Here is a 17,774-nt window from a genome sequence, read left to right as displayed (position 1 = left end):
CGCCGCCCCCGCCGCGACCGACCGTCCTGCCACCTGGAAGGCCGTCGAGAGCCCCATGGTCGGCACGTTCTACCAGGCGCCCGCACCCGATGCCGACCCCTTCGTGAAGGTCGGCGACACGGTCAAGGCCGGCCAGACCCTCTGCATCGTCGAGGCCATGAAGCTCATGAACGAGATCACCGCCGAGGAGGACGGCATCGTGCGCGAGGTCTGCGGCAAGAACGCCGAGCCCGTTGAGTTCGGCCAGCCGCTGTTCTACCTCGAGCCCACGGCCTAAGGACAGGCGAGTGCCATGTTTAAGAAGATTCTCATCGCCAACCGCGGCGAGATCGCCCTGCGCGTCGTGCGCGCCTGCAAGGATCTCGGCGTGACGTCGTGCATCGCCTACTCCACCGCCGACCGTCTGACTGCGGCCGTCGAGGAGGCGGACGAGCGCGTCTGCATCGGCCCCGCGCCCTCCGCTCTAAGTTACCTCGACATGCAGCGCCTGATCGGCGCCGCCGTCTCACGCGGGTGCGAGGCCGTGCACCCCGGCTACGGCTTCTTGTCCGAGAACGCCGAGTTTGCGCGCAAGTGCCTGGAGAACGGCCTCACGTTTATCGGCCCCGATCCCGACGTCATCGACCGCATGGGCGAGAAGAGCAACGCCAAGCAGACTATGAAGGCGGCGGGCGTTCCCACCGTACCCGGCTCGGACGGCGCCGTCGAGACCGTCGAGGAGGCGGCAAGGTTTGCCGAGGAGGTCGGCTACCCCGTGCTCATCAAGGCGAGCGCCGGCGGCGGCGGCAAGGGCATGCGCGAGGTCCACGACCCCGCCGACCTCGAGCACGAGTACCAGGCGGCCCGCGCCGAGGCCCGCGTGGCCTTTGCCAACGACGAGGTGTACCTCGAGAAGCTCATCACCCGCCCGCGCCACGTCGAGGTGCAGGTCATGGCCGACAACTTTGGCCATGCGGCTGCCGTGTGCGAGCGCGACTGCTCCGTGCAGCGCCGTCACCAGAAGCTCTGCGAGGAGGCGCCGAGCCCCGCCCTCACCCCGGAGCTCCGCCACAAGATGTGCGAGACCGCGGTGCGCGCCGTACGCGCCACCGGATACACCAACGCCGGCACCATCGAGTTCTTGCTCGACGAGGACGGCAGCTTCTACTTTATGGAGATGAACACGCGTATCCAGGTCGAGCACCCCGTGACCGAGGAGATCACCCGCACCGACCTCGTCTGCGAGCAGCTGCGCATCGCCTCCGGCGAGCCCATGACCATTGCGGACGGCGGTATCGACACGCCGGACGGCCACGCCTTCGAGTTCCGCATCAACGCCGAGGACCCCGAGCACAACTTCCGCCCGTGCCCGGGCACCATCACCAAGCTGCGCCTCCCCGGCGGCCCCGGCGTGCGCGTCGACACCCATGTGTACGAGGGCTACACGATACCGCCGACCTACGACTCGCTCGTAGCGAAGCTCATCGTGTGGGGCCCCACGCGCGACGCCGCCCTCGCCCGCGCACGGCGCGCCCTCGACGAGTTTGAGATCGAGGGCATCAAGACGACCCTGCCGTTCCACCGCGCCGTCGTCCGCGAGCCCGACTACGCCGCCGGCATCGTGTACACCGACTTCATCCCCACACACATGCCGCAGTTCTTGGCGTAGACCCGCACGTCGGCATCCGGCAGTCCCCCGGAGTGCACACGGGCGCATCCCCTCGCCGCGTCAACGGCAACAGGATGCGCCCGTTTTTTGGTGCTGTTGCGCGTATCATGCTATTGCGCGTATCATCGGCGTTTTCCGCTCGTTGTATGGGAGGAATATGCCAGACCCCGCATCGGCCTCGCCGACCTTGCACCAAACGGCAGAGGCGAGCCGCCTCGCCCCGCGCCCGCTCCTCACCCGCACCTGGTGCGTGGCCGCCTTGGCGCTCATCTGCTGCGCGCTGTGGGGCAGCGCCATCCCGTGCATCAAAATCGGCTACGGGCTTCTCGGCATCGCCGCCGGCGACGTACCCTCTGAGTTTGTGTTTGCCGGCGTCCGCTTTATGCTCGCCGGCGTTGTCGCCCTCGCAGCGGCATCGATTGCCGAGCGCCGGCTGCCCCGCGTCTCGCGAGCAGGCTGGCCCCTCGTCGTCAAGCTCGCCCTCGCCCAGACCATCGTGCAGTACGCGTTCTTCTACGTGGGCGTATCGCATGCGTCGGGCGTGCGCGGCTCCATCGTCAACGCCACGAGCACGTTTCTCTGCGTCCTCGTGGCCGCCCTCGTGTTCCGGCAGGAGCGTCTCACCGTGCGCAAGGTCCTCGGCTGCGCCATCGGCTTTGCCGGCGTCATCATCGTCAACCTCACCGGGGGCGACATGGGCGGGGCCGTCACGCTTACCGGCGAGGGCTTTATCCTCATCGCCGCCTGCTCCTACGCCGTCTCGTCCGCACTCATCCACAGCTACGCCCAGCGCGAGAATCCCGTCGCGCTCAGCGGCTATCAGTTTGTGCTCGGCGGGCTCGTGCTCACCGGTGCGGGGCTAGCCCTCGGCGGCAGCCTCCCCCGCATCACCCCCGCCGGGCTCGCCATGATCGGCTACCTCGCCTGCGTGTCGGGCGTGGCGTACTCGCTCTGGTCGGTGCTGCTCAAATACAATGCCACGTCGCGCGTGACCATCTTTGGCTTTATGAACCCGGTGTTTGGCGTGGTGCTCTCGAGCATCCTGCTCGGGGAGGGAGCCACGCTCCCCTGGCTTGAGACCGCGCTCGCGCTCGCCCTCATCGTCGTCGGCATCGTGCTGGTCAATCGGCCCCAACCGGCAGCACGCGACGGCTCACCAGGCCCTGCACGATAAGGCAGCAGAGCACCGCGGCCCACAGCAGCCCGTAACCGCCCGCCGCAAGCAGGGCGGTGCCGAGGGCGGAGCCCACGCCGCCGCACGCGAAGACCGCGAACCCGATGAGGCCCGTGCAGAGCCCCGCCTGCGCAGGGTCGGCCTCCATGGAAAGCGTCACGAGCGTGGGCTGCACGAGGATATAGCCGAGGCCGAGGCTCGCCGCCGCCACGAGCGCCGGGGCCCACGAGCCGGTCGCCCAAGAGAGGACGAGGGCCAAGGCAGCCACCTGACCCGCCACCTCACCGATCGAGATGACATGGCTGAGCCCGCGGCGCGCCCCGAGCCTCCCCGAGAGCGCACCCCCTAACAGGCAGAACACACCGTACAGCATCATGACGAGGCCGGACTCCGTAGGAGTGAGGCCGCATGCCTCGGCTAGAAACGTGCCCATGAGCCCGTAGGTGCCGAGAAAGAGGACGCCGGTCGAGCAGGCGAGCAGAAAGACCGCGCGATGGGGACCGAAGAAGATACGGAGGGCGTCGGCAGCAAAACGCACCACGGGGTTTGCCGAAGCACGGCAAGATGCACGGGCACCGCCCTCGGCGCCACCGTCGCCGATAGCGCCGCTCTCGGGCCCCTGCGCCCCTTCCGCATCTGCCCTACCTACGACCCCGGCCTTGGTATGCGCCGGCTCCCGAAGGGTGAACAGCCCGAACCACGCGATAAGCGCGAGCACGCCGAACGCGGTAAACGCCGCGCGCCAGCCCACCGCATCGGTAAGGATGCCGCCGAGACCCGCCGAGAGGCCCTGCCCGGCAAACGTGATGCCCATGAGGATGCCAACCGCGCCTGCACGGTGCTCGCGACCCACCACATCTCCCACAAACGCCTGCGACACCGAGATGATACCCGCCGCAAAGCAGCCGGTCACAATGCGCGCGACCACCAGAAGCGAAAGGCTCGGAGCCGCGGCGCAGAGAAACGTACCGACGGCGAGACCGAGCACGATGATACGCAGGAGACGAAGACGGCCCACGCCGTCCCCAATGCGCCCGCACACCGGCTGCAGCGCGCCGTAGGGCACAAGATACGCGGTCAGGATGATTGCGGCGACCGTCGGCGCGACCGCAAGCGTGGACGCGATGGCCGGAAGCGCCGGGGAGACAAACCAGTTATCTGCCGCCGAGACAAGACCGCAGAACCCGAGCGTTATCACCACGTGCAGCTGCGCAGGCGTCAGCCTACCGGGGGCGGTACTCGCCCGCGACGCCGCTTTCGCCACATCCGCTTCTTCTGCATGCTGCATACGCATCCCTCCGCCTGCCCATTATAGGCTCAGCGCAGAGGGCGGGAGAGATAGACCATATCGACAAGCTGCACGCCCGCCTCGATGATGGGATGGTCGTAGTGCTCGAGAAAGAAGTTGGGTACCACCGTGCCGCGCGTAAAGCCGCAGCGCTCGTAAAAGGGCACCGTGAGCGGACTGTCCCCCGTGCCGACTTGCAGCGTGTGGAACCGGCCCGCATAGTATCGCGTCACATGCTCGATAAGCGCCCGGCCATAGCCCTTGCCCTGATATACCGGGTCAACGGCCAGGCTCTTTATCTCCAATACGCCCGCCCCCTCGTCGGTCACCAAGCACTCGCCGATGGCCGATGCTCCGGCATCTTGCGTGCATATCCACAGGTCCCCGCGGTTAAGGTAGCGCTCGACCATCTCGGGCTGCTCGTCTGCCAGCAAAAGCAGGGGCATAAAACGGCGCCGATCGCCCTCAACGCGCTCAATCATCGAAAACCTCCGCGATGCATGTCCCGCAACACAGCAATCTTTCGGCAAAGCCCGTGCCGGCTTACTCCACCCATCCCCTATCATACCAGCCGGGCGTTTGGGCCCGCGCCTCGCCCCCACCCGTACGGCAACCCACTCGCCACCAGAGCTGGCGCACCGACGAGGTCGTCCAAACTCTCGTCGGCGAGGGCGTCGGCGGCAAGCGCAGCCGCGCGATCAGGCGCGTCGTCCTCAAGCGCGAGATCGGCCACGTGTACGGCCGTCTCCGCGGCGGCCTCCTCGTGCGATTCGCCAGCGCGGCCCTCCGGTAGCGAGGTTTAGGGGAGAACAGCCGCGGCGACCTTCTGCACGTCACCTCTTTGCCCCTGCGCCGCGATCCTCACAGGGAGACACCGTCCGCAGGGGCGTCCGGCGAGGCGTCGGCGGAAAGACCGCTATACGCCGCCAGCACGTCGATCTCCTCGTTCACCGCGCGCAGGCGCTCCTCAAGCTCGGCGCGGACGGCGAGTTTCTCCTCCAGAAGCGAGCGCATGACCGCCTGCTCACGTGCCTCGCACGGGTGGACCTGCGCATCCGGCTCCGCCGCTTCGGACGCGCGAGGCTCTTGGCCGTCGACGCCCTGGGGCGCGGCTTGCGCGCTGTGCCGACGCGCGCCGAGAAACGAGAGGCCGGCGGCAGCGGCACCCAGAAGCGGCGACGCCATGCCCAGTGCAGGCAAAGCCGTCATCCCGAGCGCAGTGCCCACACTGGCGCCGATCGCCGCCGCGCCCGCTGCCGGCGTGGCGCCCGCTTGCGGCACAGCCGATGTGGCCGTCTGCGGCGATGCCCCGTCTTGCGCCAGCGCCTCCTGCATGGCAACGGTCATGAGGCTCGGATTCATGGCGAGAAAATGCCGGACCGCCTCGGACGTGATGCGGTAACCCTTGCGCCCCGGGCGGTCGCCCGCGCTCGGCACCGCCAACTGCACACCGTTGCGGCCGCGGATGCGCCAGCGCCGCACGGTCTCCTCGTTGACATCCAGCAGCTCGGCGATCTCGGCGACGGTGAACTCCCTCATATCCGGCTCCCTCACATGACCGCCTCGGCGGACGGCCTCTCGGCACTATTCCTTACGCGATGCTAGCACGCCCGCATCTATTGCGCGCAATGGCTACAATTGATGGTAAGAGCTAGCAATATCTGAAACACTATTACAGCTTTTACCTCGTTTCCTATCTTTAGTTTACCTGTTTTGCACCTATTACGCCGGCGGCATGTCGAACATCTAACGCCCGCGGCCCGCACCGGCGACGTCGAAGATCTCCCCGGCGAGCATGGCCGCGCAGGCCGCGCGGTAGCCATGCGCGACGGCGTCCCACGGGGCGTCGTCGGCAAGCGACCGGGCGTCCTCCCCCGCGCGCTCTATCCGGGCGCGATACGCATCCCCCTCGAGCGCTCCCGCGAGCGCGTCCCCGTCGGCCAGGGCGCGCCCGTCCACATCGGCGAGCATGCATGCTTGCTTGCAAGGTGGAGCGTCGCGATGGCGCGGCACTCGTCCGGCGTGGGCAGGAAGAAGAACTTCTCGTCGAAGCGTCCCAAGCGCATGAGCTCGGCATCGCTATCGGGACTCAGCACGACGGTCTCTTCGGGATACGCGCGCTCATCTGGGGCGCGGCCCTCATGAGCCTCCGCATACGCCTCTGCGAAGTCTTCACGATACGCGCGGATCTGGTCGATTGCCCGCGCGAGCCCCTCGGTGCTTCTGACGACCCAGACGTGTTTGTCGGTTTTGACCATAGCTCCTCCCCGTACCGTGAATGGGCACTTGAGTTTGGTGGCGAAGTGACGCGCCGCCGCAGCCGGCCGAGCATGACCCTCGCCCCGCTTTTGCCCTCACCGCTCCCCGTGATCATCAAGCTTGCATGGACCGAAAATCCTCCCCATCCTGCACCACCTTATGGGCACGGCCTTGCCCCCGGAAGGACGTGCGTCGGCCCGTCATCGGCGAGCCCCTCTAGCCAGTCATCAATCGCTCGCTCGAACCATGCGCGAACATGCGGCTCAACGGCTGCGGTCGGGTCCTCATCCGAGGCAATGTGAACCCCCGCATACGGATAAAGCTCTTCTATAACGTTCTGCACGATCTTCAGGTGCCGCAGGCGGCCACAGATCAGCACATCACAGGGCACGTAATGGGGATACTCCCACCCGTAGCCGCTCCGACCCCTGCTGCGCGGGAGACCACTCTGCCATGCGCAGATTCCCCCGATGAGCTTGAGCAGATCCTCGAGCTCCTGCGTAGACTCCTCGAAGCCTTGGCACAACCGCTCGGAGATGCAGCCGCCGCGCAAGCCTTTGAAATCAAGGTGGACGATCACCTTGTCGGGTATATAGCGCCAATAATCGGGACCCCTCAGAAGCTCAAGGCCGTCCCATCCCAAGGGCTCGGTCATCTGGAAAAACACGATCGAGAAATAGGCATCCTCGGCCACGACGACCATGAGGCCGTTCTCGGAATACTCCGATAACTCATAGTTGTCCCTATGGGCGTAGACATCGCAGAGCGCGGCGGAAAGGACCTGCGAGAGGGCGCTGCCGCCCCTCGTTACGTGCTGAGAGCTCTCCGTAATCCTTTGACTATCCATGACGCCTCCTTCGATCAGCCGTCGATTGCGACAAGACGCTACGACGCCTCCCCGATCGTCCGCATACCGATCACCCTCTCCCCGGCCATCTGTCCCTAGGATGTGAGAAGTATAGTATTTTGTAGTTTATTTCGTAGTCTTTTTAGCGTATTTACTTGTAGTGAATAGCGTAGCGGTTGGCACCAGATAACAAAAAGGGCGACCGTTTCCAGCCGCCCTTTTGTGTTGCATCTCAAGCGGCGCCGAACACCGCCCGGAGATTGTTGTTAGCAGAGCTTGGCGCCCGCCGGGATGCGGTCGTCGAGCATGAGGAGGTTCAGGCGCTCCTCGGCATCATCGCCCTCACCCTCCCGGTGCACAGCGCTGATAAGCATACCGCAGGAGTCGATCCCCATCATCTTGCGCGGCGGGAGGTTGACGATGGCAACGCACGTCTTCCCCACCAGATCCTCCGGCTCGTAGTACGCATGGATGCCGGAGAGGATGGTGCGGTCGGTGCCCGAGCCGTCATCGAGCGTGAACTGCAGCAGCTTCTTGCTCTTCTTGACCGCCTCGCACGCCTTGACCTTCACCACGCGGAAATCGCTCTTGCAGAACGTGTCGAAGTCAACGAGGTCCTCGAAGAGCGGCTCCACTGCCACGTTGCCATAGTCGATGGTCGGGAGCTTGGGCGTCACGAACGGAGAGGGGCTCGCGGCGTCGGCGTCAGAGGCAACAGCTGCGACGGCCCCGTCGGTTGCGGCGGCGGCCGCGGCGGCACCGGAGGAGGCGCCCTTCTCGGGCTTCATGTGCGGGAAGAGCAGCACGTCGCGGATAGATGCCGAGTCGGTTAGCAGCATGACCACGCGGTCGATGCCGATGCCGATGCCGCCTGCGGGAGGCATGCCGTACTCGAGCGCGCGCACGTAATCCTCGTCGTACTCCATGGCCTCGTCGTCGCCGGCGAACTTCTCCTCCACCTGCTTGCGGAAGCGCTCGGCCTGATCGACCGGATCGTTGAGCTCGGAGAACGCGTTGGCGTACTCGTGCCCGGCGATCACGAGCTCAAAGCGGTGCGTGAGGCGCGGGTCGTCCTCGCGACGCTTGGCGAGCGGTGACACCTCGACGGGATAGTCGACCACAAACGTGGGGTTCACAATCGAGGGCTCGCCCTTCTCGTCATAGATCTCGGCAATGAGCTTGCCGGCGCCCCAAGCGGGATTGACCTCGATGCCCGCCTCGGCGGCGGCGGCGCGCAGCTCCTCGAGGGGCGTGTCGAGCGTGAGCTCGCGCCCCATGGCCTCCGACACGATCTCGGTCATGGGACGGCTCGGCCACGTGCCCGACAGGTCGATGGTCTGGCCCTGGTACTCGATGACCTCGGGGTTGCCGATGGCGACATTGGCGGCCTTGATGACACCTTCGGCGAGTTCCTTCATGCCCTCGAGGTCGGAGTAGGCGCGATACGCCTCCATGGTGGTGAACTCGGGATTGTGGGTGAGGTCCATGCCCTCGTTGCGGAAGATGCGCCCGATCTCGAACACGCGCTCAAAGCCGCCCACCAGCAGGCGCTTTAAGTGCAGCTCGGTGGCGATGCGCAGGTAGCACTCCTGGTTGAGCGCGTTGAAGTGTGTGATGAACGGCTTCGCGGTGGCGCCGCCCTGAATGGTCTGCAGGATGGGGGTCTCGACCTCCATGTAGCCGGTCTCCTCCATGTAGCGGCGGAAGGCCGAGATGATGGCGGAGCGCTTGGCAAACGTTGCTCGCACGTCTTCGTTGACGATGAGGTCGACGTAGCGGCGGCGGTAGCGGGTCTCCTTGTCCGAGAGGCCGTGGAACTTCTCGGGGAGCGGCCGCACAGCCTTGCTGAGCAGCGTGAGCGCACGAGGTGCGACGGAGAGCTGGCCGCGGCGGGTGCGCACGACGATGCCCTCGGCGCCCACGATGTCGCCCAGATCGAGCTCGCCCAGAAGATCCCACGCCTCGGCAGGCATGTCGTTGATGCGGCAGAAGAGCTGGATGTCGCCGGTGGGGTCGCGCAGCACCACGAACATGATCTTGCCCTGGCCGCGCTTGGCCACCACGCGGCCGCCGATCTTGACGACGTCGGAGGTGTCCTCGCCGTCGGCGAGCGTCGCATAGCGCTCCTCGATGGCGGAGACGTAATCGGTCACATCTGAGTGTTCGGGGTAGGGGTTGCGCCCCGCTTCGATCATCGCGGCGCGCTTGGCAAGACGGTGCGCGCGCTCGTCGTTTAGGGTATCGGGCGCCGCCTCAGCGGCTTGGTTCATCTCGGTATCTGCCATGAATGGTGCTCCTCAGACTCTCATCAACAAAAAGCTCCCCGGGGCATGCGATCCCGGGGAGCAAAGCGTACGTGCACAGCGCCGGACCGCAGCCTAGCGCGAGATCTTGGTGATGGTGTAGACGCGGCTCTTGCCCGACGGGGTCACGACCTCGACGGTCTCGCCCTCGCCGTGGCCGATGATGGCGCGGCCGACGGGGCTCTCGTTGGAGATCTTGTGCTCGAGCGAGTTGGTCTCGGTGGTACCCACGAGGGTAACGGTCACCGCAACGCCGTCGCCGTCCACGAGGTCGACGGTGCAGCCGATGGAGACGGTGAGCGTATGATCGACCGTCTCGGCATCCTTGGCGTTGGCCAGGATGGACTGGATCTCGGCGATGCGGGCGGCGTTTTTAGCCTGCTCCTCCTTGGCGTCGTCGTACTCGGAGTTCTCCGAAAGGTCGCCGAAGTCGCGCGCGGTCTTGATGCGCTCGACGATCTGCTTGGTAAGATCGCCCTCACGCCATTCGAGCTCGTCGATGAGCTTCTGACGGCCCTCGGCTGTCAGTACGATGTCGCTTACCGCCATGTTGTGCTCCTTGCTCTTGTTCTTGGCGATGGCCCTATTGGACCTAGATGACAAGGCGACCGGTACCCCCAGGGCACGCCGGTCGCCACACGCTCCCTATAGGCGCGGGACTACTCAGCGTCCTGCCCCTCTTTCTTCTTCTTAGCCTCGGCAAGCTGCTCCTCGAGCTCGCGGATCTTAGCGTCGTTCTCGTCCTCGACGGGAGCCTCGGACTCCTCGGCGGTAGCCTCGTCATCACCCTGCATGCCCTCGCGGAGGTTCTTCACCGTCTTGCCCAGCGAAGCACCGAGCTTCGGCAGGTTCTTAGGCCCAAAGATGACCAGAACGATGACGAGGATGATGATCCACTCGGTACCCTTCGGCAGAAAACCCATTGTTTTCCTCCCAATGATTCGTCGAAACAACTCGCAAGAGTATACCGCGCGAGCGCGGGCCGAACAACCTCGCCACAATTTACACGTGCGGCCCCGCGGACTCGCTATGCGCCCCCAACCTGCGACGTTGTCGGCGCCAGGGGACACGCACGGTAAGGCTTGCGTAAGCAGACGGGCATGACCCGCACCTCTACGCAAACAGGCCAGCGCGGATATCCGCACTGGCCTGCATCATTGCGATGGTCGGGTTGACTGGATTTGAACCAGCGACCCCCGCGATGGCGCCCGGATGAATCGCCGTCGCGGCGCAGCATCCGGCAGCAGCGCATAACTCCATCGTGATGGTATACCCGGGTCAGCGCGCGGAAACCCCAAGCTACGTTCACCTTCGCTGCCGCCTCGCGCGCAGACGGGCGGCATCCCATCCGATTGAGTCGCCCATCCTCCGCCATTAGAATATATAGTATTGGGGAGCATGCCCGCACCGAGTATTGGGGAGCATGCCCGCACCGCGACCGTAGTGCACGCCGCGCCCCGCGGGCAGCGAAAGAAAGGCCGTGTTATGAAGCGTCTACTCAACTGCGATACGTCCGACCTCGCGCGCATGGGTCGCCGGGAGCGCCTCGACGCCATCGAGGCGAGCGAAGGGCGCGTGATCGTCCAGGAGCTCTCGCTGTTCCGCGACACCATGATGCTCGAGCCCATCTCCGATCCGGAGGTCGCTTGCGCGTTCGGCGCGGACCTCATCTTGCTGAACGCCTTCGACTGCGAGCACCCGCACATCGCCGGCATCGACTGCGAGCCGGCCGAGACCATCCGCACCCTCAAGCGCTACACCGGCCGCCTGGTCGGCCTGAACCTCGAGCCGGTGGGCGACTCCGCTACGCTCGGCGAGCAGGAGGACATGCCCGCCGGTCGCGCCGGCACCGTCGAGAACGCCCTGCGCGCCCGCGACCTCGGCTTCGACTTCATCCTGCTCACCGGCAACCCCGGCACAGGCGTCGACAACGCGGCAATCCTTAAGGCCGTTCGCTCCATGCACGAGGCGGTGGGCGACACCATGATGATCTTCGCCGGCAAGATGCACGCGGCCGGCTCCAAAGACGAGGCGGGCGTGAACATCGTCTCCCGGGACATGGTCCGCGCGTTCGCCGATGCCGGTGCCGACGTCATCCTGCTGCCCGCCCCCGGCACCGTCCCCGGCGTGACCTTCGAGTTCGTGCACGACATGGTCTCCTACATCCACAGCCTGGGCAAGCTCTCGCTCACGGCCATCGGCACCTCGCAGGAGGGTGCGAGCGCGGCCACCATCGAGCAGATAGCGCTCATGTGCAAGATGACGGGCACAGACCTGCACCACGTGGGCGACGCCGGCGTGGGCGGCCTGAATCCCGAGAACCTCATGGCCTACAGCATCGCCATCCGCGGCAAGCGCCACACGTACCTGCGCATGGCCCGCTCCATCAACCGCTGACGCCGACGCGGGCACGTGCCCGCACCCCCATCGCGCCCGCACCGTCGCACCTCTCGAGATGGCTCCTCGCGATGGCGCGTGCGCACGCAAACCGGCCGCATCCGGCTGCAAGCAGCTGCCGCCGGAGCCCATAAGAGAAAGGAATTACCATGCATCGTCTCGGCATCTCGCTCTATCCCGAGCACTCCACCCCCGACAAGGACTACGCCTACATGGAGCTCGCGGCGGCGAATGGCTTCAGCCGCATCTTCACCTGCCTGCTCTCGGTGGAGAAGGACGCTGAGGGCACCATCGCTGAGTTCGGCGACTTCATGAAGAAGGCCCATGAGCTCGGCTTCACGGTCGCCGTCGACACGAACGAGAAGGTCTTCGAGCGCCTGGGCGCCACCCCCTCCGACCTCACCCCCTTCAAGGAGCTCGACGTCGACATCATCCGCCTCGACGGGCATTTCGGCGACATGGGCGACATGATGCTCACCCGCAACCGCGAGGGCATCCAGATCGAGTTCAACGGTAGCTCGAACCTGCCCATCGACCTGCTCGCCGAGCGCGGCGCCGACAAGCGCAACATGGTCACCTGCGCGAACTTCTATCCCGAGCCCTACACCGGCATGTCCGAGGAGCGCTTCTGGGAGCTCTCGTACAAGTACAAGTCCCTGGGCTTCCAGACCGCCGCGTTCGTCTCGAGCCAGCAGGAGGGCACCTTCGGCCCCTGGCCGGTGTTCGCGGGCCTGCCCACCTGCGAGGACGACCGTCATCGCCCCATCGACCTGCAGGTGCGTCACATGATCGCCACCGGTCTGATCGACGACATCATCATCGGCAACGCCTTCGCCAGCGCCGAGGAACTCGCCGCCATGGCGGCCGTCGACACGACGCGCACCACCATGCGCATCGACCTCGATGAGGGCGCAACCGAGACCGAATGCCGCGTCCTGTGGGACTTCGACCACACCGAGCGCCCCGATTCCTCCGCCTACATGCTGCGCTCCAGCTGGCCGCGCATGGAGTTCCGCGGCACGAGCATCCCGGCGCGCACCGCGCCGGAGGTGTTCCATCGCGGCGACGTCCTCGTGGTGAACGACAACCTCGCGCACTATCGCGGCGAGCTCCATGTCGCCCTGCGTGATATGGCCAACGACGGCTCGCGCAACCTCGTGGGCCGCATTCCCGCCGAGGAGCTCTTCCTACTCGATTACATCAGAAGCGAGCACCCCTTCGCATTCGTGCGCGCATAGCGGCCGAGCAGGAGCATCCAAAGCCGCCTCCCGTTCCACAGCGGCGCCGTCTCCCTCAAGGAGGCGGCGCCGCTGTCATGGCACGGCATTCGTCCGCATAACGCGACAGCTGTCGGTTTTGTCCGACGCAATCGGTGGGCATGTAAAGATTGCGTAAGCCCCGCGGAGGAACGGTTGCGCATCGTGACAAGCCGTCCAGCCCCGAAAACGAACCGCTGGGCATGGCGGAAGCTTCTCTGACAGAGAAGGAAAATCCGCCCTTCTCGGCACCGATGCCCCCGCATGTCTCCGCATCCCGCAACATCGCCGCAGGCCATAGCCCATGCGCACGCAGCCTCGAAAACTCGTGCAGCACCGTCGCCGGCACCGTCGCCGGCGAGATCGAGCTCCGCTTCGATATCGACCTGCCCGAGGAGGAGATCGCCTACATCGCGATCCACTTGGCGAGCAAGCACCTTGTTGAGGGCGGCAGCCCGCCGCACCTGCAGGACGCATCCGACGAGAACCTGGAGATTACCGACGAGGCGTGGAACCTCGCTGCGGACATGATCGAGACCGTCTGGCGTGCGTTCCGCTTCGACTTCCGCAATGATGCCGAGCTGCGCATGAACCTCGTGCGGCGGCGCGAGCACCGCTGGCACGGACTTCATCTCGCTCATGGTGTCCAACAAGACCGGTCAGTCCATCTGGGGCCTGATCTTCGCGGGCAACTGCGCTGTGCTCCTCATCTTCGGCGCCCTGTTCGGCTGGGAGGCGGCAGCCTACCCTATCATCTTCCAGTTCATCTCCACCAAGGCCATCGAGATGTTCTACACCCGCTACGACCGCGTGACGCTGCAGATCACCACGACGCGCCCCGAACAGATTCTCGCGGACTACAACGAGATCCACAAGCACGGGTCCTCTGTCGTGGAGGTCATGGGCGGCCGCAGCCGCAAGCGCTATTGGCTGATCACCACCGTCGTATCCTCGTACGAGATCGACGACATCATGCACCTCATCCGCGTGCGCGACGGCAGCGCGGTGGTGAACGTCTTCCGCACGGAGAGTCCTGTTACGCCGGGCACCCAAAAGCCGGAACGCCTTGATAGCAAAGCAGGCCAGAGGAATGCATCCCTCTGGCCTGCATCATTACGATGGTCGGGTTGACTGGATTTGAACCAGCGACCCCCGCGTCCCGAACGCGGTGCTCTACCAAACTGAGCCACAACCCGAAGCGGAGGACATGATAGCACAAAGCCGCCGCGCATGGCTAGAGTTTTTAGCCGACCGAGATATAGGGGCCCGACTTCTCCATTTGGGCAACCTCGCCCCACCAGCCGCGTGCGCGGGCGGCGAGCACGATGGCCTCTGCCGCCATCTGCGTGTTGCAGATGGCGAAGACAGTCGAGCCGGAGCCCGCGACCGCAGAAGCGCGCACATCGCGCTGGTCGCCGATCCAAGCAAGCGCCTCCGCCATAGCGGGATGCAGCTCGCAGCTCGCCGGCGCGAGATTGTTGGCGACGTTGGCGAAGATCTCGGTCTCGTCGTGCTTGCGGAGAGCCTCGAGCAGGGGCTCGAGCGGCGGCAGGGCGACGGGGCTCTCATCAAAGCGACGGTACGCCTCTGCCGTGGAGACCCCGGGGCCCTGGGGACGCACGAGCGCGACCGGCGTGCCCGTGAGCGGGCGGAACATCTCGCGTACGGTATCGCCCGCGCCGTCGCAGTACGCAGGCGGGCCGTACAGGAAAAACGGCACGTCGGCACCTATGCGGCGCGCAACCGCATCGATGCGCGGGTCGCGGGCGTCCAGACCCCAGTACGTCACCATGCCCAGGATGGTCGCAGCCGCGTCGGTCGAGGGGCCTCCCAGCCCCGCCTGCTGCGGGATGTGCTTATCGATAAGAATCGCAAAGTTTGGTTCGCGCCCAAACGCCTCGCCCATCGCGCGCGCCGCCCGATAAGCGGAGTTCTGCTCCATGGGGTAGTCGGCGGCGGGCACCGTGTGAACCGAGAGCTCCTCGGCGGGAGCAATCGCCACCACGTCGGACAGGCTGATGGTGGTCATAACCGAGTCGACGCGATGGTAGCCGCGGTCATCCGTCTCCGCGTGCACGCCCAAGTACAGGTTGATCTTAGCCGGAGCGGAGATGAGGATGAACTTACCCGGGGTCCGCGGCATGCTAGTGCTCCTCGAGCTGGTTGCCGAGCGGCGTGAAGATGTGCTGGCCGCTCTCGATGTCGAACAGCTCAACCGTGCCGGTCAGCACGTCGACATACTGGTAGGACTGGCGCGAGGTGCGGCCACGGCGCTCCGTGGACTCCACCACGAACACCGAAGGGTGCACGGCCTTGATCGTGCCCATGCGCTCGACGACGCGCGTGCGGCCCATATTGGCCTTGACACGCACCCGCTCGCCCACCATGCTGGCAAGCGTGTCCTTGATCTCGTCGACGTGATTGACCGGCATCTCTTCCATTGACAAGCCTCCCGCGGCCAGAGGGCGCGCTGCAAAGGGGCAGCATACCCCCAACATAGACAAACGCGGGCATTATAGCAGGTTATCCCTGCATTTGCACGCACGCGTCGGTCTATGGTGGGGATGCGGTGGAGAAACGGAACGCGGCGGGGCTTCGGTGAGGGGCCTAGGAGCGCGGCGCAAGCTCATCGGTATCGAGCACGATGGTGAAGGGCCCATCGTTCACCAGGCGCACCTGCATATGCGCACCAAAGGATCCCGTTTCCACGTGTCCGAGGTCGCGGCGCGCGAGCTCGGCAACATACCGGTAGAGCTCCTCGGCATGCGCCGGGTCGCCCGCCGCGGTGAACGAGGGACGGCGCCCGCGGCGGCAGTCCGCATAGAGCGTGAACTGCGACACCACGAGCACCTCGCCCGCCGTCTGCGTGAGCGAGAGGTTGGTCTTGCCCTGCTCGTCCTCGCAGATGCGCAGGTCGCGGATCTTCGCCCATAGGCGGTCGGCATCGGCGGCCGTATCTGCCGCGCCCACGCCCAACAGGATGAGATAGCCCCGCCCGATGGCGCCAACGGTCTCGCCGGCGACGGTGACCTCGGCCTCCGCCACGCGCTGGATGACGGCGCGCACCCTAGGCCCCCGCCGCGAGCTTGCCGCAGAGGTCCTCGAGCGCGTGGAACCGGTGGCTGATGGCGTTCTTCTCCTCCGGCGTGAGCTCGGCCATGGTCTTGCCCGGGGTGTCCGCCGGCAAGAAGAGCGGGTCGTACCCAAAACCGTTGGTGCCACGCCCGGCAAAGCCCACCGTGCCCTCGCAGGCGCCCGTGCCGGTGAGGACCCTCCCGTCCGCATAGACGAGCGCGACCACGCTCATGAAGCGCGCCGTCCGCTCAGCGGCGGGCACTTGACCAAGCTCCTCGAGCAGCTTGGCGTTGTTGGCGGCGTCGTCCCCGTGGACGCCCGCGTAGCGCGCCGAGTACACGCCGGGCGCGCCGTCGAGGGCGTCGACCACGAGCCCCGAGTCGTCCGCCACGGCGGTAAAGCCCGTCTCGGCCACCGCCGCACGGGCCTTTATGAGGGCGTTCTCGGCAAACGTGGTGCCCGTCTCCTCCGGGTCCTCAAAATCGCCGAGCTGTCCCACCGCGACAAAGCGCGTGCCGGGCAGCGCCGCACCGAGGATTGCCTCGATCTCGGTGAGTTTATGGGCGTTGCCCGTCGCGACCACGATGGTCTTCTGCGGATCGAGCTCAGCGGGATCGATGTGCTCCAGCGCCATGGCTACTCCTCCTCGTCGCGAAAGGCCGTTACCTCGTTTTGCAGGGCGATGAGGCGCTTGATGCCCGCCTCGCCCAGATCCATGAGCCGGTTCAGGCGATCGCGCGTGAACGGCGTCTGCTCACCCGTGCCCTGGATCTCGATGATCTCGCCGGTATCGGTCGCGACGAGGTTCATGTCCACCTCGGCGTGGCTGTCCTCGCGATAGTCCAGATCGAGGAGCTCCGCCCCGTCGACGACGCCCATCGACACGGCCGCAACCTGGCCGGTGAGCGGCAGACGGGGGATCTTGCCGGCATCGACCCACGTCATGAGCGCGTCGTGCAGCGCCACCCACGCGCCGGTGACGCTTGCCGTGCGCGTGCCGCCGTCGGCTTGGATGACGTCGCAGTCCACGGTCACCGTGTACTCGCCGAGGGCGCGCATGTTGACCACCGTGCGGAGGCTGCGGCCGATGAGCCGCTCGATCTCCATGCTGCGGCCCTTGCGCTGACCGCGCTCGCGGGGCGAACGGCGGCCCGTCGAGGCGGGAAGCATCGCGTATTCGGCCGTCACCCAACCCTGCCGGCTCTGCCGGCGCCACCCGGGAACGCCCTCTTCGATGGTGGCGGCGCAGAGCACCTTGGTGTCGCCGAAGGTCACAAGGCACGACCCCAGCGCGTGCTTGAGCACGTCGCGGGTGAGGGTGACGCGCCGCAAGGCGTCGGCGGCGCGCCCGTCGGCGCGGTTGTACGGGATGATGTCCATCGGATAGCTCCTTTAGTGCGTAAAGCCTCTCTTGCGTGCCGTCAGTATCGCACAAATCGAGGGGAGCGCATAAATCGTCCCCGTCCCGGCAGCGTCGCGCACCCGCCCGCGCGGGAGGACTATACTTTTCGCATCTGCATCTTCTGT

Annotated in this window: 20 protein-coding genes and 1 tRNA gene; 6 read left to right on the top strand and 15 right to left on the bottom strand. The window is 66.0% G+C overall.

The window, feature by feature from the left end; translation table 11 throughout:
• The 3 genes from accB to B5F70_RS06565 all read left to right on the top strand — a co-directional run.
• Positions 1 to 277: acetyl-CoA carboxylase biotin carboxyl carrier protein (gene accB / locus B5F70_RS06575; protein ID WP_087204768.1), on the top strand; the 277-nt coding region annotated here is incomplete at its 5' end.
• A 15-nt stretch (positions 278 to 292) separates the two neighbouring features.
• Positions 293 to 1,648, top strand: a complete 1,356-nt coding sequence (accC, locus tag B5F70_RS06570; protein WP_087204767.1) for an acetyl-CoA carboxylase biotin carboxylase subunit — start codon at positions 293 to 295, stop codon at positions 1,646 to 1,648.
• Positions 1,649 to 1,805: 157 nt separating this feature from the next.
• Complete coding sequence (locus B5F70_RS06565; protein WP_087204766.1) at positions 1,806 to 2,822, top strand: DMT family transporter; 1,017 nt, start codon at positions 1,806 to 1,808, stop codon at positions 2,820 to 2,822.
• Here the strand turns inward: B5F70_RS06565 and B5F70_RS06560 are convergent.
• The 8 genes from B5F70_RS06560 to tatA all read right to left on the bottom strand — a co-directional run bounded on the left by B5F70_RS06560 (position 2,770) and on the right by tatA (position 10,442).
• Positions 2,770 to 4,110 (bottom strand): MFS transporter, encoded by a 1,341-nt coding sequence (locus B5F70_RS06560; protein ID WP_158094951.1) that lies wholly within the window; start codon positions 4,108 to 4,110, stop codon positions 2,770 to 2,772. The genes B5F70_RS06565 and B5F70_RS06560 overlap by 53 nt on opposite strands.
• 29 nt (positions 4,111 to 4,139) lie before the next feature.
• The gene (locus B5F70_RS06555) at positions 4,140 to 4,592 is read right to left on the bottom strand and encodes a GNAT family N-acetyltransferase (protein WP_087204764.1); all 453 of its coding nucleotides are present in this window, start codon (positions 4,590 to 4,592) and stop codon (positions 4,140 to 4,142) included.
• A 379-nt stretch (positions 4,593 to 4,971) separates the two neighbouring features.
• The gene (locus B5F70_RS06550) at positions 4,972 to 5,649 is read right to left on the bottom strand and encodes a helix-turn-helix domain-containing protein (protein ID WP_087204763.1); all 678 of its coding nucleotides are present in this window, start codon (positions 5,647 to 5,649) and stop codon (positions 4,972 to 4,974) included.
• 344 nt (positions 5,650 to 5,993) lie between these two features.
• On the bottom strand, positions 5,994 to 6,368 hold the full coding sequence (locus B5F70_RS06545) for a hypothetical protein (protein WP_087204762.1): 375 nt from the start codon (positions 6,366 to 6,368) through the stop codon (positions 5,994 to 5,996).
• Between the two features lie 158 nt (positions 6,369 to 6,526).
• Entirely contained in the window at positions 6,527 to 7,216 is a 690-nt protein-coding gene (locus B5F70_RS06540; RefSeq protein WP_087204761.1) for a hypothetical protein, read from the bottom strand.
• A 266-nt stretch (positions 7,217 to 7,482) separates the two neighbouring features.
• Complete coding sequence (gene lysS, locus B5F70_RS06535; RefSeq protein WP_087204760.1) at positions 7,483 to 9,501, bottom strand: lysine--tRNA ligase; 2,019 nt, start codon at positions 9,499 to 9,501, stop codon at positions 7,483 to 7,485.
• A gap of 93 nt (positions 9,502 to 9,594) precedes the next feature.
• A complete protein-coding gene (gene greA / locus B5F70_RS06530) occupies positions 9,595 to 10,068 on the bottom strand; it encodes a transcription elongation factor GreA (RefSeq protein ID WP_087204759.1) in 474 nt (157 codons plus the stop codon).
• Positions 10,069 to 10,178: 110 nt separating this feature from the next.
• The gene (gene tatA, locus B5F70_RS06525; protein ID WP_206383515.1) at positions 10,179 to 10,442 is read right to left on the bottom strand and encodes a twin-arginine translocase TatA/TatE family subunit; all 264 of its coding nucleotides are present in this window, start codon (positions 10,440 to 10,442) and stop codon (positions 10,179 to 10,181) included.
• Between the two features lie 562 nt (positions 10,443 to 11,004).
• Between tatA and B5F70_RS06520 the strand changes: the two genes are divergently transcribed.
• Together B5F70_RS06520 and B5F70_RS06515 are read left to right on the top strand one after the other, a co-directional pair.
• Positions 11,005 to 11,916, top strand: a complete 912-nt coding sequence (locus B5F70_RS06520; RefSeq protein WP_087204758.1) for a PEP phosphonomutase — start codon at positions 11,005 to 11,007, stop codon at positions 11,914 to 11,916.
• Positions 11,917 to 12,065: 149 nt separating this feature from the next.
• Positions 12,066 to 13,154 carry a MupG family TIM beta-alpha barrel fold protein gene (locus tag B5F70_RS06515; protein ID WP_087204757.1) on the top strand — a complete coding sequence of 363 codons (1,089 nt, stop codon included), beginning with the start codon at positions 12,066 to 12,068 and terminating at the stop codon, positions 13,152 to 13,154.
• Here the strand turns inward: B5F70_RS06515 and B5F70_RS10855 are convergent.
• Entirely contained in the window at positions 13,112 to 13,813 is a 702-nt protein-coding gene (locus tag B5F70_RS10855; RefSeq protein ID WP_087204756.1) for a hypothetical protein, read from the bottom strand. The two genes, B5F70_RS06515 and B5F70_RS10855, sit on opposite strands and share 43 nt — an antisense overlap.
• On the opposite strand from B5F70_RS10855, the gene B5F70_RS06505 reads away from it, so the two are divergent.
• Entirely contained in the window at positions 13,812 to 14,303 is a 492-nt protein-coding gene (locus tag B5F70_RS06505; protein ID WP_087204755.1) for a YitT family protein, read from the top strand. The two genes, B5F70_RS10855 and B5F70_RS06505, sit on opposite strands and share 2 nt — an antisense overlap.
• On the opposite strand, the gene B5F70_RS06500 is transcribed toward B5F70_RS06505, so the two are convergent.
• The 6 genes from B5F70_RS06500 to rph all read right to left on the bottom strand — a co-directional run bounded on the left by B5F70_RS06500 (position 14,292) and on the right by rph (position 17,627).
• Positions 14,292 to 14,368: transfer RNA gene (locus B5F70_RS06500), tRNA-Pro, on the bottom strand. The two genes, B5F70_RS06505 and B5F70_RS06500, sit on opposite strands and share 12 nt — an antisense overlap.
• Positions 14,369 to 14,415: 47 nt before the next feature.
• Positions 14,416 to 15,315, bottom strand: a complete 900-nt coding sequence (gene ispE, locus B5F70_RS06495; protein ID WP_087204754.1) for a 4-(cytidine 5'-diphospho)-2-C-methyl-D-erythritol kinase — start codon at positions 15,313 to 15,315, stop codon at positions 14,416 to 14,418.
• Position 15,316: 1 nt separating this feature from the next.
• Positions 15,317 to 15,613 (bottom strand): Veg family protein, encoded by a 297-nt coding sequence (locus B5F70_RS06490; protein WP_087204753.1) that lies wholly within the window; start codon positions 15,611 to 15,613, stop codon positions 15,317 to 15,319.
• 166 nt (positions 15,614 to 15,779) lie between these two features.
• On the bottom strand, positions 15,780 to 16,238 hold the full coding sequence (gene dtd / locus B5F70_RS06485) for a D-aminoacyl-tRNA deacylase (protein ID WP_087204752.1): 459 nt from the start codon (positions 16,236 to 16,238) through the stop codon (positions 15,780 to 15,782).
• A gap of 1 nt (position 16,239) precedes the next feature.
• Positions 16,240 to 16,881 (bottom strand): RdgB/HAM1 family non-canonical purine NTP pyrophosphatase, encoded by a 642-nt coding sequence (gene rdgB / locus B5F70_RS06480; RefSeq protein WP_087204751.1) that lies wholly within the window; start codon positions 16,879 to 16,881, stop codon positions 16,240 to 16,242.
• 2 nt (positions 16,882 to 16,883) lie between these two features.
• Positions 16,884 to 17,627 carry a ribonuclease PH gene (rph, locus tag B5F70_RS06475; RefSeq protein ID WP_087204750.1) on the bottom strand — a complete coding sequence of 248 codons (744 nt, stop codon included), beginning with the start codon at positions 17,625 to 17,627 and terminating at the stop codon, positions 16,884 to 16,886.
• Positions 17,628 to 17,774 lie beyond the last annotated feature (147 nt).

This window comes from Collinsella sp. An268 (genome assembly GCF_002159765.1).
In the GTDB taxonomy this organism is placed as follows: domain Bacteria; phylum Actinomycetota; class Coriobacteriia; order Coriobacteriales; family Coriobacteriaceae; genus Coprousia.
The sequence above is the reverse complement of the archived record's forward strand: the minus strand, read 5'-3'. Positions and strand labels throughout refer to the sequence as shown.

Coding starts and splice junctions, on each gene's coding strand:
- accC (WP_087204767.1), top strand. CDS start 293: ATGTTTAAGAAGATTCTCATCGCCAACCGCGGCGAGATCGCCCTGCGC.
- B5F70_RS06565 (WP_087204766.1), top strand. CDS start 1,806: ATGCCAGACCCCGCATCGGCCTCGCCGACCTTGCACCAAACGGCAGAG.
- B5F70_RS06560 (WP_158094951.1), bottom strand. CDS start 4,110: ATGCAGCATGCAGAAGAAGCGGATGTGGCGAAAGCGGCGTCGCGGGCG.
- B5F70_RS06555 (WP_087204764.1), bottom strand. CDS start 4,592: ATGATTGAGCGCGTTGAGGGCGATCGGCGCCGTTTTATGCCCCTGCTT.
- B5F70_RS06550 (WP_087204763.1), bottom strand. CDS start 5,649: ATGAGGGAGTTCACCGTCGCCGAGATCGCCGAGCTGCTGGATGTCAAC.
- B5F70_RS06545 (WP_087204762.1), bottom strand. CDS start 6,368: ATGGTCAAAACCGACAAACACGTCTGGGTCGTCAGAAGCACCGAGGGG.
- B5F70_RS06540 (WP_087204761.1), bottom strand. CDS start 7,216: ATGGATAGTCAAAGGATTACGGAGAGCTCTCAGCACGTAACGAGGGGC.
- lysS (WP_087204760.1), bottom strand. CDS start 9,501: ATGGCAGATACCGAGATGAACCAAGCCGCTGAGGCGGCGCCCGATACC.
- greA (WP_087204759.1), bottom strand. CDS start 10,068: ATGGCGGTAAGCGACATCGTACTGACAGCCGAGGGCCGTCAGAAGCTC.
- tatA (WP_206383515.1), bottom strand. CDS start 10,442: ATGGGTTTTCTGCCGAAGGGTACCGAGTGGATCATCATCCTCGTCATC.
- B5F70_RS06520 (WP_087204758.1), top strand. CDS start 11,005: ATGAAGCGTCTACTCAACTGCGATACGTCCGACCTCGCGCGCATGGGT.
- B5F70_RS06515 (WP_087204757.1), top strand. CDS start 12,066: ATGCATCGTCTCGGCATCTCGCTCTATCCCGAGCACTCCACCCCCGAC.
- B5F70_RS06505 (WP_087204755.1), top strand. CDS start 13,812: ATGGTGTCCAACAAGACCGGTCAGTCCATCTGGGGCCTGATCTTCGCG.
- B5F70_RS10855 (WP_087204756.1), bottom strand. CDS start 13,813: ATGAGCGAGATGAAGTCCGTGCCAGCGGTGCTCGCGCCGCCGCACGAG.
- ispE (WP_087204754.1), bottom strand. CDS start 15,315: ATGCCGCGGACCCCGGGTAAGTTCATCCTCATCTCCGCTCCGGCTAAG.
- B5F70_RS06490 (WP_087204753.1), bottom strand. CDS start 15,613: ATGGAAGAGATGCCGGTCAATCACGTCGACGAGATCAAGGACACGCTT.
- rdgB (WP_087204751.1), bottom strand. CDS start 16,881: ATGGCGCTGGAGCACATCGATCCCGCTGAGCTCGATCCGCAGAAGACC.
- rph (WP_087204750.1), bottom strand. CDS start 17,627: ATGGACATCATCCCGTACAACCGCGCCGACGGGCGCGCCGCCGACGCC.